Origin of the sequence: Vibrio sp. V39_P1S14PM300, from assembly GCF_009904765.1 — a bacterium.
Lineage (GTDB): Bacteria > Pseudomonadota > Gammaproteobacteria > Enterobacterales > Vibrionaceae > Vibrio > Vibrio proteolyticus.
The window spans coordinates 16,391-30,352 of the sequence record NZ_WXWP01000325.1 but is presented as its reverse complement, the minus strand read 5'-3'; the positions used below and the strand labels follow the sequence as shown (position 1 = coordinate 30,352).

13 protein-coding genes are annotated in these 13,962 nt (G+C 51.7%); 8 read left to right on the top strand and 5 right to left on the bottom strand.

The window, feature by feature from the left end:
- Positions 1-68: 68 nt before the first annotated feature.
- The 5 genes from dnaN (at position 69) to CAG65_RS16890 (ending at position 6,386) form a co-directional block, all read left to right on the top strand.
- The gene (gene dnaN / locus CAG65_RS16910) at positions 69-1,169 is read left to right on the top strand and encodes a DNA polymerase III subunit beta (protein WP_161454368.1); all 1,101 of its coding nucleotides are present in this window, start codon (positions 69-71) and stop codon (positions 1,167-1,169) included.
- Positions 1,170-1,192: 23 nt separating this feature from the next.
- Entirely contained in the window at positions 1,193-2,272 is a 1,080-nt protein-coding gene (recF, locus tag CAG65_RS16905; RefSeq protein WP_161454367.1) for a DNA replication/repair protein RecF, read from the top strand.
- An 18-nt stretch (positions 2,273-2,290) separates the two neighbouring features.
- Positions 2,291-4,708, top strand: a complete 2,418-nt coding sequence (gyrB, locus tag CAG65_RS16900; RefSeq protein ID WP_161454366.1) for a DNA topoisomerase (ATP-hydrolyzing) subunit B — start codon at positions 2,291-2,293, stop codon at positions 4,706-4,708.
- 346 nt (positions 4,709-5,054) lie between these two features.
- Positions 5,055-5,489 (top strand): GreA/GreB family elongation factor, encoded by a 435-nt coding sequence (locus CAG65_RS16895; protein WP_337247566.1) that lies wholly within the window; start codon positions 5,055-5,057, stop codon positions 5,487-5,489.
- A gap of 462 nt (positions 5,490-5,951) precedes the next feature.
- Complete coding sequence (locus CAG65_RS16890; RefSeq protein ID WP_161454365.1) at positions 5,952-6,386, top strand: Hsp20 family protein; 435 nt, start codon at positions 5,952-5,954, stop codon at positions 6,384-6,386.
- A gap of 73 nt (positions 6,387-6,459) precedes the next feature.
- Here the strand turns inward: CAG65_RS16890 and CAG65_RS16885 are convergent, their stop codons facing one another.
- From CAG65_RS16885 to glyQ, 3 genes are all read right to left on the bottom strand, one after another.
- Entirely contained in the window at positions 6,460-7,710 is a 1,251-nt protein-coding gene (locus tag CAG65_RS16885; RefSeq protein ID WP_161454364.1) for a valine--pyruvate transaminase, read from the bottom strand.
- A gap of 209 nt (positions 7,711-7,919) precedes the next feature.
- Positions 7,920-9,986 (bottom strand): glycine--tRNA ligase subunit beta, encoded by a 2,067-nt coding sequence (glyS, locus tag CAG65_RS16880; protein ID WP_161454363.1) that lies wholly within the window; start codon positions 9,984-9,986, stop codon positions 7,920-7,922.
- Between the two features lie 13 nt (positions 9,987-9,999).
- Positions 10,000-10,917, bottom strand: a complete 918-nt coding sequence (gene glyQ, locus CAG65_RS16875) for a glycine--tRNA ligase subunit alpha (RefSeq protein ID WP_161454362.1) — start codon at positions 10,915-10,917, stop codon at positions 10,000-10,002.
- 482 nt (positions 10,918-11,399) lie between these two features.
- Here glyQ and CAG65_RS16870 point away from each other — a divergent pair, with 482 nt between their 5' ends.
- Positions 11,400-11,957, top strand: coding sequence for a TMEM165/GDT1 family protein (locus tag CAG65_RS16870; protein ID WP_021707016.1), 558 nt, complete (start codon positions 11,400-11,402; stop codon positions 11,955-11,957).
- Positions 11,958-12,112: 155 nt separating this feature from the next.
- Positions 12,113-12,373, top strand: a complete 261-nt coding sequence (locus CAG65_RS16865) for a hypothetical protein (protein WP_021707015.1) — start codon at positions 12,113-12,115, stop codon at positions 12,371-12,373.
- Positions 12,374-12,417: 44 nt separating this feature from the next.
- On the opposite strand, the gene tusA is transcribed toward CAG65_RS16865, so the two are convergent.
- Entirely contained in the window at positions 12,418-12,666 is a 249-nt protein-coding gene (tusA, locus tag CAG65_RS16860; protein WP_021707014.1) for a sulfurtransferase TusA, read from the bottom strand.
- A gap of 132 nt (positions 12,667-12,798) precedes the next feature.
- On the opposite strand from tusA, the gene CAG65_RS16855 reads away from it, so the two are divergent.
- Positions 12,799-12,984 (top strand): hypothetical protein, encoded by a 186-nt coding sequence (locus CAG65_RS16855; RefSeq protein WP_161454361.1) that lies wholly within the window; start codon positions 12,799-12,801, stop codon positions 12,982-12,984.
- A 23-nt stretch (positions 12,985-13,007) separates the two neighbouring features.
- Here CAG65_RS16855 and CAG65_RS16850 read toward each other — a convergent pair whose 3' ends face one another.
- A complete protein-coding gene (locus CAG65_RS16850; protein WP_161454360.1) occupies positions 13,008-13,922 on the bottom strand; it encodes a sterol desaturase family protein in 915 nt (304 codons plus the stop codon).
- Positions 13,923-13,962 lie beyond the last annotated feature (40 nt).

The following is a 13,962-nucleotide window of genomic DNA, read 5'->3' as shown; positions in this document are numbered from 1 at the left end:
CGAGATCGCACTATTCTTATCGCTGATAATAAAAACCGGCACATGCCATACACCGTTAAGAGCTAGCTATGAAATTTACTATTCAACGTAGTCACCTGCTGAAACCCCTGCAACAAGTCTCTGGCGCTTTGGGGGGCCGGCCGACTTTGCCGATCCTCGGTAACCTGCTGCTGAAAGTCGACGACAATGTCCTGTCGATGACCGCCACCGATCTGGAAGTGGAACTGATCAGCCGGGTCAGCCTGGAAGGCGAGTGTGAGGCGGGCAGTATCACGGTGCCGTCACGTAAATTCCTCGATATTTGCCGTGGCCTGCCGGATGAATCGGTGATCACGGTACTGCTTGAAGGCGATCGCGTTCAGGTGCGCTCAGGACGCAGCCGTTTCTCTCTGGCCACATTGCCAGCAGGCGATTTTCCGAACATTGAAGACTGGCAGAGTGAGGTGGAAATTTCCGTCACTCAGGCTGACCTGCGTGGTTTGATTGAGAAAACCCAGTTTTCGATGGCTAACCAGGATGTGCGTTACTACCTCAACGGTATGCTGTTTGAGATTGAAGGCACCACCCTGCGCAGTGTGGCGACCGACGGTCACCGGATGGCGGTGGCGCAGACCCAACTGGGCGCTGAATTTGCCCAGCAGCAGATCATTGTGCCGCGTAAAGGCGTGCAGGAGCTGGTGAAGCTGCTGGATGCTCCAGAGCAACCTGTGGTGTTGCAGATCGGCAGTTCCAATGTACGCGCGGAAGTGAATAACTTTGTCTTCACCTCTAAGCTCGTTGACGGCCGTTTCCCCGATTATCGCCGCGTATTGCCACAAAATACTACCAAAACACTGGAAGCGGGCTGTGATGAGCTGCGTCAGGCGTTCTCGCGGGCGGCGATCCTGTCGAACGAAAAGTTTCGCGGTGTGCGGGTCAATCTGGCGGACAGCGAAATGCGCATTACCGCCAATAACCCAGAGCAGGAAGAAGCCGAAGAGATGCTGGATGTCACATTTGACGGTGAGGCGATCGAAATTGGTTTCAACGTCAGCTATGTGCTGGATGTGCTCAATACCTTGCGTTGTGAGGCGGTGCGTGTGTCCATGTCGGACGCAAACGCCAGTGCGTTGATTGAAAACCGTGATGACGACAGCGCCATGTATGTGGTGATGCCGATCCGTCTGTAAGCGTTGTGACTCAGACCAACTGAATGCCTCTTTCCCGTTTAATCATTCAGCAATTTCGCAATATTAAAGCCTGCGACATCGCACTGTCGCCAGGCTTTAATTTTCTTATCGGCCCCAACGGCAGCGGCAAAACCAGCGTGCTGGAAGCGGTGTATCTGCTCGGTCACGGTCGCTCTTTCAAAAGCTCGCTGACCGGCCGGGTGATCCAAAACCAGTGTGATGAACTGTTTGTCCACGGTCGTTTTTTGAACTCGGACCAATTTGAGCTACCAATTGGCATTAATAAGCAGCGTGATGGCTCGACAGAGGTTAAAATAGGCGGTCAAACCGGTCAAAAACTGGCACAATTAGCTCAGGTTTTGCCCTTGCAGCTGATTCACCCTGAAGGGTTTGATTTGCTGACGGACGGGCCGAAACACCGGCGGGCGTTCATCGATTGGGGCGTGTTTCATACCGAAGCGGCGTTTTACGATGCCTGGGGGCGGTTTAAGCGCCTCAATAAGCAGCGCAATGCACTGCTGAAAACGGCCACCCGATATCGCGAGCTCAGTTACTGGGATCAGCAGATGGCCGTGCTGGCCGAGCAGATCAGTGCCTGGCGGGCGGAATATGTCGAGCAAATGAAAGGGGTCGCCGAGTCGATTTGCCAGACATTTTTGCCAGAATTTGATATTCAATTGAAGTATTATCGTGGGTGGGATAAAGAGACGCCCTACCAAGAGATTCTCGAGAAAAACTTCGAACGCGATCAAGCGCTGGGTTACACCTTTAGCGGCCCGAACAAAGCGGATCTGCGCATTAAAGTGAACGGAACCCCGGTGGAGGATGTTCTGTCACGAGGTCAACTGAAACTGATGGTCTGCGCACTGCGTGTGGCGCAAGGCCAGCATCTGACCGACAAGACCGGTAAGCAATGCATCTATTTGATCGATGACTTTGCTTCTGAATTAGACAGCCAACGTCGCAAACGACTGGCAGATTGCCTTAAAGCGACGGGGGCTCAAGTTTTTGTAAGCTCGATTACCGACAGCCAGATTGCCGACATGCGCGATGATTCTGGCCGATTGTTCCATGTGGAACATGGTGTGATCGAGCAAGGATAAATAGTGAGAGAGTAACTCATGTCTGAAAATTACGATTCATCGAGTATTAAGGTACTGAAGGGTCTGGACGCGGTGCGTAAGCGTCCGGGTATGTACATCGGCGACACTGATGATGGCACCGGTTTGCACCACATGGTGTTCGAGGTAGTCGATAACTCAATTGATGAAGCGTTGGCGGGTCACTGTAAAGACATCGTTGTGACAATTCATGAGGACAACTCGGTTTCCGTGAGCGACGATGGCCGTGGTATTCCAACCGAAATGCACCCGGAAGAGAAAGTGTCTGCCGCTGAAGTGATCATGACGGTCCTGCACGCGGGCGGCAAGTTCGATGACAACTCGTACAAAGTCTCTGGTGGCTTGCACGGTGTGGGGGTGTCGGTCGTGAACGCTTTGTCTGAAAAAGTGGTCCTGACCATTCATCGTGGCGGTCATATCCATACGCAAACTTACCGTCATGGTGAACCTGAAGCACCTCTAGCGGTGGTCGGTGATACAAACAAAACCGGCACACAAATTCGTTTCTGGCCAAGTGCGGAAACCTTCTCGAATACCGAATTCCATTATGACATCCTGGCGAAGCGTCTGCGTGAACTGTCGTTTTTGAACTCGGGCGTATCGATAAAGCTGATTGATGAGCGCGAAGCGGATAAACACGATCACTTCATGTACGAAGGCGGCATTCAGGCCTTTGTTGATCACCTGAATACCAACAAAACGCCGATCATCGACAAAATTTTCCACTTCAACTTTGAACGTGAAGACGGCATTGCGGTGGAAGTGGCGATGCAGTGGAACGATGGTTTCCAGGAGAATATCTTCTGTTTCACCAACAACATTCCACAGCGTGACGGGGGGACTCACCTGGCGGGTTTCCGCGCGGCATTGACCCGGACGCTGAATACCTTCATGGACAAAGAAGGTTTCTCGAAGAAAGCGAAAACCGCGACGTCGGGTGACGATGCGCGTGAAGGTCTGACGGCGGTGGTTTCGGTGAAAGTGCCGGATCCAAAATTCTCCAGCCAAACCAAAGACAAGCTGGTGTCGTCTGAAGTGAAGTCGGCGGTTGAGTCGGCCATGGGTGAGAAGCTGTCAGAATTTTTGGTCGAGAACCCGAACGAAGCCAAGATGGTGTGTTCAAAAATCATCGACGCGGCGCGTGCTCGTGAAGCGGCGCGTAAAGCGCGTGAAATGACACGCCGTAAAGGTGCGCTGGATCTGGCAGGTCTGCCGGGTAAACTGGCTGACTGTCAGGAAAAAGACCCGGCACTGTCTGAACTGTACATTGTGGAGGGGGACTCTGCGGGCGGGAGTGCTAAGCAGGGTCGTAACCGTAAGAACCAGGCGATTTTGCCGCTGAAAGGTAAGATCCTCAACGTCGAAAAAGCGCGTTTCGACAAGATGCTCTCTTCACAGGAAGTGGCCACACTGATCACGGCACTGGGCTGTGGCATCGGTCGAGATGAGTACAACCCGGATAAACTGCGTTACCACAACATCATCATCATGACCGATGCGGACGTTGATGGTTCGCACATCCGTACGCTGCTGCTGACCTTCTTCTACCGTCAAATGCCAGAGCTTATTGAGCGCGGCTACGTGTACATCGCTCAGCCACCACTTTACAAAGTGAAGAAAGGCAAACAAGAGCAGTACATCAAAGATGAAGAAGCGATGAATCAGTATCAGGTGTCGCTGGCGTTAGACAACGCGGCGCTGCACGTCAATGCGGATGCACCAGCCATGGCTGGTGCGGCACTGGAGAAACTGGTTCAGCAATACAACGCCGGCATCAAGCTGGTGGAGCGCATGAGTCGCCGGTACCCGTATGCGCTGCTGCATGAGTTCCTGTACGTACCACGTTTGACGGCGGATCAATGCCAGGATGTGGCACAGGTCGAGGCCTGGACCCAACAACTGGTGGAACAACTGAATGCCAAAGAAGTGGGTGCCAGCCAGTACAGCTATGAAATTGAACAGCATCAGGAGCTGGGTGTCAGCATTCCGAAAATCAAAGTGCGTACTCATGGTGTGACTTACGATTACATGCTGAGTGTGGATCTGCTGAACTCAAAAGAGTACGCCAGACTGGCCGAGTTGTCAGAAAGCCTCGATGGTCTGATCGAAGAAGGGGCGTACATCAAACGCGGTGAGCGTATTCAGCCGGTGGGCAGCTTTGTGGAAGCCCTTAATTGGCTGATGAAAGAGTCGCAGCGTGGTCTGAGCCGTCAGCGTTACAAAGGTCTGGGTGAGATGAACCCGGAGCAGTTGTGGGAAACCACCATGGATCCGGAAACCCGTCGTATGATGCAGGTGACTATCGAGGACGCCGTGGGCGCCGATCAACTGTTCACCACGCTGATGGGCGATCAGGTTGAACCGCGTCGTAACTTCATCGAAGAAAACGCCTTGCGTGTCGCTAACCTAGACGTGTAACTCGCGTTAACATCTCGTATGAAAAAAGCAGCGATACATCGCTGCTTTTTTGTTTTTGTCGACGGTGCAAATCGCCACTTTATTCCAGCTCTGGTGGTTTTTCCGAGTTTACTGCCACTTTCTGATCCCCGCGTACCATTTTCTGTCTGTTTTACCGGTTTCTTGCCATTTTGTTCGAGGCGGCGCTTTTGCTTTCTTTTGGGCTCTGGTTATAGTGCTAGCACACCCACTAACTTGCGGAGAACACACATGGTGACGAGGTTCCTGGACTGAGCCGGAAGTGAGGCACTTCCGGCTCTATGTATCGCAATTATCGCTAAAACAAGGTCTTGAGAAGGAAGTCATCGTGTTGGCACGTAGATGGTCGGCATACGCCCCGGCACTGCGTACCTGGTGGTTCACCAGTCGCTTTTTAACCTATCAGTCTCCGCTGCGCTTGTTAGCGCTGTTTGAACGCTATGATCAACAGGCCGATTGCCACAACGGTGCCCGCATTGCTGTCGGTGATCGGGTAGGGCTGATGGATATCGAACGCCGTCATCATTATCGAGTCACGTTAGTCAACGCCGATAAAAGCCGGCCTCTGAGTGGCCAGCTGGCCGTGGATTCTCATTTGGGTGCCCAGCTATTGGGGCGGGTTTTACAGGACGAGTTCGACATGATCCTGTTCCATCAGCGGCGCCGTTTTGTGATTACCGATATTGTGCATTCGTCACGCTCACCCGCGTTGTTGTCGGTGTGCGGCTGTCGGTTATGTCAGTCAACAGAGGTGAAGTCATGAGTAAGCAAGAGAAGAAACAACCCCAGTTAAGTCTGAAAGAAAAACGCAAGCTAAAGCAGGAGAAAGCGGCAGAGCAAAGCGTAGTAAAAGCGCGTAAATCTTCTCGCAAGTAAGCGGATTACCCCATCAGCCCGTGACGATCCGCGGGCTGATTAAAATTTTCATTTTTCCCCTTGAAAGCCATTTTTGTGCCCTTATATCTAATAGTGAAGGGGATGACTGGTTTGCTAGAGACTAGAAGCACAGCTCTCTGACATCGCCAACACCTGCTCGCTCTGTGGAGGAGACTGCGTTTTGGCACATAACCTGACTGATGACAATTCCTTATCATGTCTCCGCGCCAAACCAAGGCCTGTGGAATGATCTGGAATGCTTAGCTCGGCGAAGTTGTTTGCATCAACACGCCATCGGAAAGAAGTTCATCCGGGCTAAGACTATTGCTTAATTAAGAGGATAGATTTTATGCGTAATGTAGATTTCTCACCACTATACCGTAATGCCATTGGCTTCGATCGTCTGTTCAACCTGATGGAAGCGAACACCACCAAAAGCTCCTCTGGTGGTTACCCTCCTTACAACATTGAGCAGAAAGATGAGCACAACTACCGTATCACCATGGCGGTGGCGGGTTTTTCTGAGCAACAACTCGATCTGACACAAAACGAGAACATGTTGATCGTGAAGGGTGAACGTAACGCGGAAGAAGGCAAAAATTACGTTTATCAAGGCATTGCAGAGCGTGATTTTGAACGTAAGTTCCAGTTGGCGGACTACGTCAAAGTGACGGGCGCATCGATGGAAAACGGCTTGCTGCATATTGACCTGGTGCGTGAAATTCCGGAAGCGATGCAGCCACGCAAAATTACTATCGGCAATCAACTGCTGGAAAATCGCTGAGCATAAGAGTGAGTGTATAGAGTGAGAAAGAGCGCCATAGGCGCTCTTTTTTGTGCGGAGAAGGTTGTTTCTCTCACCCTTCCCGGTAGGCCTTTTCCACCTCTTCGGCGATGGCCGCGATCCCTAGCTGCATTTTGTCGTCGTCCTGAACGTAGTTCATTCGCAGACACTGATGCGCATGCGCCCATTCGTCTTCCTGGCCGATAAAGAAATACTCGCCCGGTACAATCAGCACCCCACGTGCCTTGAGGCGTTGATACAGTTCCATGGTGGTGATGGGTAACTCATCAAACCACAACCACAGGAACATCGCCCCTTCAGGTTTATGGATCCGGAAGCGTTCATCACTGATAGCGGCTTGCAGCAGTTCGACCGCGCGTTGGGATTTCTGCTGGTAAAAGGGCTTGATCACCTCAGTGCTCAGTGTCAGCAGATCGCCTTTTTCAATCATATGGTGGGCCAGAGCCGGACCGACGCTCCCCGGAGCCAGGCTGATGATCCCGTTCATGTTGGTCATCGCTTGTGTGATGGCTTCACTGGCAATCACAATCCCGCAGCGCACGCCAGGCAGGCCGAGTTTGGACAGGCTCATGCAAAGAATGGTGTTCTCATTCCAAAATGGCTGTACGTCTTCAAAAATGATGTTAGGGAACGGCAGGCCGTAGGCATTGTCGATGATCAGCGGAATGTCATTGGCGCGCGCTAACCGATCCAGTTTGCGGATCTCTTCGTCTGTCAGGACGTTGCCGGTCGGGTTGGTCGGGCGAGAAGCACAAATCGCTGCCACGGAGTCGTCGATGGTTAGTTGCTCGAAGTCGACATGGTATTTAAACAGGCGGTTATCCAGCAGTTCGATTTCCGGGTGGTAGGAGACGAAGATGTTTTCGTCCACACCAGCATCACCATACCCTATGTATTCCGGAGCGAGTGGCAACAGAATTTTTTTATGTGAGCCATCGGCCTGTTTACCAGCCAGCAGATTAAACAGGTAGAAGAAGCCGCTTTGGCTGCCGTTGGTCAGGCTGATGTTCTTTTCACTGATGTCCCAGCCATAGGTGTCGCGCAGTAACGCCGCCAGCGCTTTCACCAGCACATTCTTTCCCTGCGGGCCGTCGTAGTTCGCCAGCGCGGCCACCAGATCGCCATTTTCGAGCATTTCCTCACAGGCTCGGTGAAAGTAATCGAGCATGGCCGGGATGGCGGCCGGGTTGCCTCCGCCGAGCATGATGGCGCCAGGTGTGCGCAGGCCATCATTCAAGTCATCCATTAACTGCGTAATACCGGAGTATCGATTAAACTTTTCACCAAACTTAGAGAATTGCATTGCTGATTTTACCTAATTCATTGTGATTGCTTTGATAAGTGTAGAAGCGCCAGTGCGTGGCTGGCGAACAGAGTAATCCTTGAACATACCTGAATGGCTGGGCGACGAAAAGCACTAATTCCGTGCAACAGATAAAACAAAGCCCAACTCCGAGGAGTTGGGCTTACATCGTTGCCTTTATGTCGACAACTCATGTCGATTGCAGCACGTCATTTTTGCAATAGCGAAATGTCGGCGATTTTTAGGAACAGGTTACGCAGGTTGTTCAGCAGGGTCAGACGGTTCTTTTTCAGCGCTTCGTCATCGGCCATAACCATAACGTTGTCGAAGAACGCATCCACCGGCTCACGCAGGTCAGCGAGCTTGCTCAACGCTTGTTGGTAGTTACCCGTAGCAAAGGCCGGCTCTAGTGCTTCTGTCATCACTTCAACGCTTTCCGCAAGTGCTTTCTCTGCGTCTTCCTGTAGCAGTGCCAGGTCGATGTCTGCGGCCAGTTCGCCGTCGAATTTCGCCAGAATGTTACCGACACGTTTGTTTGCTGCTGCGAGAGACTCCGCCGCTTCCAGTTCACGGAAGTGAGAAACCGCTTTCACGCGTTGGTCGAAGTCTGCGGGTTTGGTCGGATGACGCGCCAGGACCGCCTGAATCACATCCACACTGAAGCCTTCGTCCTGATACCAGGCACGGAAACGACCCAGCATGAATTCAATCACGTCTTGCTCAACGTTGTCGTTGGTCAGGCGATCGCCGAACAGCGACTTCGCTTTTGCGACTAGGTCAACAAGATCTAGGTGGTAGCCGTATTCTACGATGATACGCAGTACACCGAGCGATGCGCGGCGCAGGGCAAATGGGTCGCTGCCTTTTGGCGCCTGACCGATACCGAAGATACCGACGATAGTGTCCAGTTTGTCTGCCATTGCGACGGCCGTTGAAACGCCGTTGGATGGCAGCTCATCACCGGCGAAACGCGGCATGTATTGTTCGTTCAGTGCGACGGCCACTTCTTCCGCTTCACCGTCGTGGCGCGCGTAGTGCATGCCCATGACACCTTGAGTATCGGTAAATTCGAATACCATTGAGGTCATTAGGTCACACTTAGCTAGCAGGCCAGCGCGCTTCGATTTCTCAACGTCAGCATCGATTTGCTCAGCGATGTAGCCAGCAAGTTCAGTGATGCGGTCGGTTTTGTCTTTGATCGTACCCAGTTGCTTTTGGAAGATCGCTTGCTCTAGTTCAGGCAGACGGTCGATAAGCGGACGCTTACGGTCGGTGTTGAAGAAGAATTCAGCATCAGCAAGACGAGGACGAACCACTTTCTCGTTACCTTCGATTACGTAACGAGGTTCTTTTGATTCGATGTTCGATACGAAGATGAAGTTAGGTAGTAGCTTCTTGTTTTCGTCATAAACAGGGAAGTACTTCTGGTCACCTTTCATGGTGTAAACTAACGCTTCAGAAGGCACTTTTAGGAACTCTTCTTCGAACTTCGCGGTTAGTACTACTGGCCATTCAACCAGAGACGTGACTTCTTCTACTAGGTCATCTTCTAGGTCCGCGATACCGCCAACTTCTGCTGCCGCTTTTTGTGCGTCCGCGAGGATGATGGCTTTACGCGCTTCGTAATCGGCCATCACTTTCCCGCGCTCTTCTAGGATCGCAGGGTATTGCTCAGCAGAATCGATAGTGAACTCTTGCTCACCCATGAAGCGGTGACCACGGATGGTGCGGCTTGACGCTACGCCGAGGATCTCACCTTCAATGAGATCGCTGCCCATCAGCATGGTTAGCGTTTTCACTGGGCGGATAAATTGAGTCGTCTTGTTACCCCAGCGCATTGGTTTTGCGATAGGTAGGTTTGCTAGTGCTTTTGCTGCCAGTTCAACGATGATCTCAGATGTTGGCTGACCTTTCACTTCTTGTTTGAACAGCAGCCATTCACCTTTGTCGGTTACCATGCGATCCGCTTGGTCAACCGTAATGCCACAACCACGAGCCCAGCCTTGAGCTGCTTTGGTTGGGTTGCCTTCCGCGTCAAACGCTGCAGAAACCGCAGGACCACGTTTTTCAACCACTTTGTCTGATTGGCTTTCTGCCAATGCCGCTACTTTTAGTGCCAGACGACGAGGCGCCGCGAACCATTTTACACCTTCGTGCGCAAGCTCCGCGTCTTTGAGTTCTGCTTCGAAGTTTGCTGCGAATGCTTCCGCCAGAGTGCGAAGTTGCGTTGGTGGTAGCTCTTCGGTACCCAGCTCGATTAGAAATTCTTTTGCCATGTGACTTTACCCCTTACGCTTGTTCTTTCTTACACATTGGGAAGCCCAGTGCTTCACGCGATGCGTAGTATGCTTCTGCTACTGCTTTGGTCAGATTGCGGATGCGCAGGATGTAACGTTGACGCTCAGTCACTGAGATCGCTTTGCGTGCGTCCAGTAGGTTGAATGCGTGACCTGCTTTCAGGATGCGCTCGTAAGCAGGTAGTGGCAGTGGCTTTTCAAGCTCAAGCAACTCTTTACACTCTTTTTCACACTGCTCGAAGAAGCTGAACAGGAAATCGACATCGGCGTGTTCGAAGTTGTAGGTTGATTGCTCGACTTCGTTTTGGTGGAAGATATCACCGTAAGTCACAGCGCTGCCGTCTGGGGCGATATTCCAAACCAGGTCGTAAACCGAGTCGACTTCTTGGATGTACATTGCCAGACGTTCAATACCGTAAGTGATCTCACCGGTTACCGGTTTGCATTCCAGGCCGCCAACTTGCTGGAAGTAAGTGAACTGAGTGACTTCCATGCCGTTGAGCCACACTTCCCAGCCCAGACCCCAGGCGCCCAGTGTCGGGTTTTCCCAGTTGTCTTCGACGAAACGGATGTCGTGAACCAGTGGGTCGATACCAAGAACTTCAAGGGAGCCAAGGTACAACTCTTGGATATTGTCTGGCGATGGTTTCAGCGCGACCTGGAATTGGTAGTAGTGCTGAAGACGGTTCGGGTTCTCACCGTAGCGGCCATCGGTCGGACGACGTGAAGGTTGTACATAAGCGGTCGACATTGGCTCTGGGCCAAGTGCTCGCAGACAGGTCATTGGGTGAGAGGTACCCGCACCCACTTCCATATCCAGTGGTTGAACAATGGTACAACCATTTTGAGCCCAATAATCCTGCAGCGCGAGGATCATTCCCTGGAAGGTTTTGATATCGTATTTTTGCATAAGTCAGGTTCGCGCAATTGTTCGGTTACTCATGATGACCGCCCGATAACGAGTGGTGAACACCACCTTTGGTCAGCCATGTTGAGTAATGACGGTTGAATAAAATAACGATCAAGTATACCGAGATATTCTGCATGGGAGTAGGGCTAATCTTGCTTAATTCGTAGTCAAAAATGTCTTTTAGTGGAATTTATTGTGTTTATTGTTCGGAAATCGCCAAAAAGGCCACTTTTGATGGATTTCTTACTTGAGATCTGGCGTTAGCCTGATTAGAATTCCGCCGTCTTTGGGGAGTAGCTTACCCGGTCACCATTCTTGGTTATCTGGTTCGTCCGTCAACATAATTGGTGCCAAATCACCATGGCGTTCGAGGCTCATCGCTGGATGGGTTTAGCAAGACCTTAGACAAACATCGTGAACCGGGGTGGGGCGCGAGGTTTGTCTACGGTTAAAATTATAATCCCTGCCCCAAAGAGCATGTCGTGAGCGTTTTAGCTATTTCAATTACTACGGTGGCCTTAGCCGAAATTGGCGATAAGACCCAATTGCTGTCTCTACTGCTGGCAAGCCGTTATCGTAAACCGTTACCCATCATTGCTGCGATTTTGGCCGCGACCCTGGCCAATCACGCCCTGGCCGCCTGGCTTGGTGTGGTGGTCGCCGATTTTCTGTCCCCCGAAATCCTCAAGTGGGTTCTGGTGATCAGTTTCCTCGTTATGGCCGGTTGGGTGTTGATCCCGGATAAACTCGATGACGATGAGTCGATATCCAGTCGCGGACCGTTTATCGCCAGCTTTATCGCGTTTTTTGTGGCGGAAATCGGCGATAAAACTCAGATTGCGACGTCGATTCTTGGCGCACAGTACGCCGATGCTCTGGGCTGGGTGATTGTGGGCACCACGTTGGGGATGTTGCTGGCGAATGTGCCAGTGGTACTGCTTGGCAGATTGTCGGCCGATAAGCTCCCGTTAAATCTGATCCGCAAAGTCACCGCGATCCTGTTCGTTATTCTGGCCATCGGTGCGGCGTTCTTTTCCTAACTGACGCGAAAATGGGGTTAAAACACAGCAACTCAGCGATGTTTGCGCCAGATCATACTCTGAGAGAAAAGCCGGATTTGCATAAGCGCTGAGCTATCAGGGCCATCAAGGTCATGCTACTTTTATCATGTACTTGGTGGCGGGAGGGCAGAAGTATGCTGACACGTTATATGGGGATGACCCCGAAAAGTCAGAGCTATTTGTTTACCTTTGGACTGGTGTTAACGCTGTTGGGCATGGCGTTAACCGATATGTGGTTGCCCATGGTGGCCGGTGCGATCATCCTGACCGGTTTGACTGTCGAAGCCTGGATTCGGGTCGCGCATATCATCCCGATGCACAAAGAGATGCGAGCGATGAAACAGCAACTCCAACAGTTACAGGCTGAGGTACATCGCATCGATTATGATGAATAACAAAAAGGCTGCCTCAGGCAGCCTTTTTTACATTGGTCTCGCGCTCAGTTGAGCCCTTTCTTGATCAAATACTGATAGGGCAGGGTGTCGGTTTGCGCGGCCATCAACTGGTGATCCATAAAACGACAGAAGCTGGGAATATCACGGGTTGTTGACGGGTCGTCCGCTTTCACCAGTAACACATCCCCGTCCTGCATGTTACGAATTGTCTTCCTGACCATCATCACCGGCTCCGGGCAGCGAAGTCCTTCTGCCTCTAACGTTAGGGTTGCCTGCTCTGCATTGAATGTCATGGTCATCTCTTAAATACGTCTGGAGAGGCTAAATAATACTGCTGGAGAAAAAATATTCAATAACCCCTTGGCAAACAGATCAATTTGTTTTAACTTAATTAACAAGTTGGTAACAAACGACAAGGAGCGCCTATGTTAACAGCCCTGGATAGACTGACCATCTACTCGGTTCTGTGTTTTATTTCTTTCTGCGCACTTGTCCTGCGTTCGCCATCAGAGACGTCATTCATGCCCCTGATCGGCATGTGTGCCACCATGTTAGGGATTTGGCTCGAGATGCGCCGCTGGCAAGGTTCATCTGAAGAGCAAAACAATTAACGCACTTGTAGTACTACGCTCAATTACATTCCGACACTATCCCCATTTTTCTTGGGCTTCCCCGCTGAAAGGCGGGATTTTTTTGCCTGAAAATCGACCGGCTCGTTGTCCGGACCGTTGTGCCGTTTCCACTGCCAGATCTTGCGGTAAGACGAGGGTAAAAACGGGTAACGCAGCTGTTGTAAATAGCTGCCACCGCCACTGTGAGACGGCACACCAAGCCGGGGCGGGGCATAGGCTGGAACGTAGTAGGTGCCGAACCAGCGGTCAAACAGGGCAAACACCGTGGCAAAGTTTGCCTGATAGGCGTTGCGGTCATTGGCGTGGTGCCAACGGTGCATCATCGGAGACACAAACCAGGGCGCAAGCCGGCCATAATCGATTGGAATGTCGGCATGAATAAAGTAGCCATAGTAGTGTCTGACAATGTTGTTCACCAGCACCGCCCAAACTGGGAACCCAAGCAGCAGCAGGCAACTGGTGTCGATGAAAAAGGTGGAGAGCCGGTTGAGTGGGTGAAAGCGTTCCAGTGTCAGCCAGGTCATGTGTGTATCGGAGTGATGGGTGCTGTGCGACGGCCACAGCAGCAGCGAATGCTCGAAGCGGTGACGCCAGTAGCCGACGAAGTCACCGACGAACACCACCACCACGATCAGCAGCCATGGCGGGAGGGCTTCCCAGCTTGATGCGGCAATCAACGCCAAATTCATGCCGCGCAGTGTGACGTCGAGATAGGCAATGATGGGCGCAGTGAGCAGGATATTGATGGTGATCAGAATCAGATTGGTGGTGCTTTCCGTCAGTACGGGTCGCCAGTTGGTCAATAGCTTTTGACGGTGGATCAACAGCGCAACCAGGATGAAAAACACTCCAGGGAAACACAGCGCACGATAGGCATTAATCAGGGCGTTAAGTGATGATGCCATCAGTTCGTCCATGTATTTGCCTCCGACTGCGAGTGATAGAGCCTCTCTTTAG

What these genes read in the sequence shown, in the direction of transcription:
- dnaN (WP_161454368.1), top strand. Translation starts at nt 69, where the DNA reads ATGAAATTTACTATTCAACGTAGTCACCTGCTGAAACCCCTGCAACAA.
- CAG65_RS16850 (WP_161454360.1), bottom strand. Translation starts at nt 13,922, where the DNA reads ATGGACGAACTGATGGCATCATCACTTAACGCCCTGATTAATGCCTAT.
- glyS (WP_161454363.1), bottom strand. Translation starts at nt 9,986, where the DNA reads ATGGCAAAAGAATTTCTAATCGAGCTGGGTACCGAAGAGCTACCACCA.
- tusA (WP_021707014.1), bottom strand. Translation starts at nt 12,666, where the DNA reads ATGACATTCAATGCAGAGCAGGCAACCCTAACGTTAGAGGCAGAAGGA.
- gyrB (WP_161454366.1), top strand. Translation starts at nt 2,291, where the DNA reads ATGTCTGAAAATTACGATTCATCGAGTATTAAGGTACTGAAGGGTCTG.
- recF (WP_161454367.1), top strand. Translation starts at nt 1,193, where the DNA reads ATGCCTCTTTCCCGTTTAATCATTCAGCAATTTCGCAATATTAAAGCC.
- glyQ (WP_161454362.1), bottom strand. Translation starts at nt 10,917, where the DNA reads ATGCAAAAATACGATATCAAAACCTTCCAGGGAATGATCCTCGCGCTG.
- CAG65_RS16885 (WP_161454364.1), bottom strand. Translation starts at nt 7,710, where the DNA reads ATGCAATTCTCTAAGTTTGGTGAAAAGTTTAATCGATACTCCGGTATT.
- CAG65_RS16855 (WP_161454361.1), top strand. Translation starts at nt 12,799, where the DNA reads ATGTTAACAGCCCTGGATAGACTGACCATCTACTCGGTTCTGTGTTTT.
- CAG65_RS16890 (WP_161454365.1), top strand. Translation starts at nt 5,952, where the DNA reads ATGCGTAATGTAGATTTCTCACCACTATACCGTAATGCCATTGGCTTC.
- CAG65_RS16865 (WP_021707015.1), top strand. Translation starts at nt 12,113, where the DNA reads ATGCTGACACGTTATATGGGGATGACCCCGAAAAGTCAGAGCTATTTG.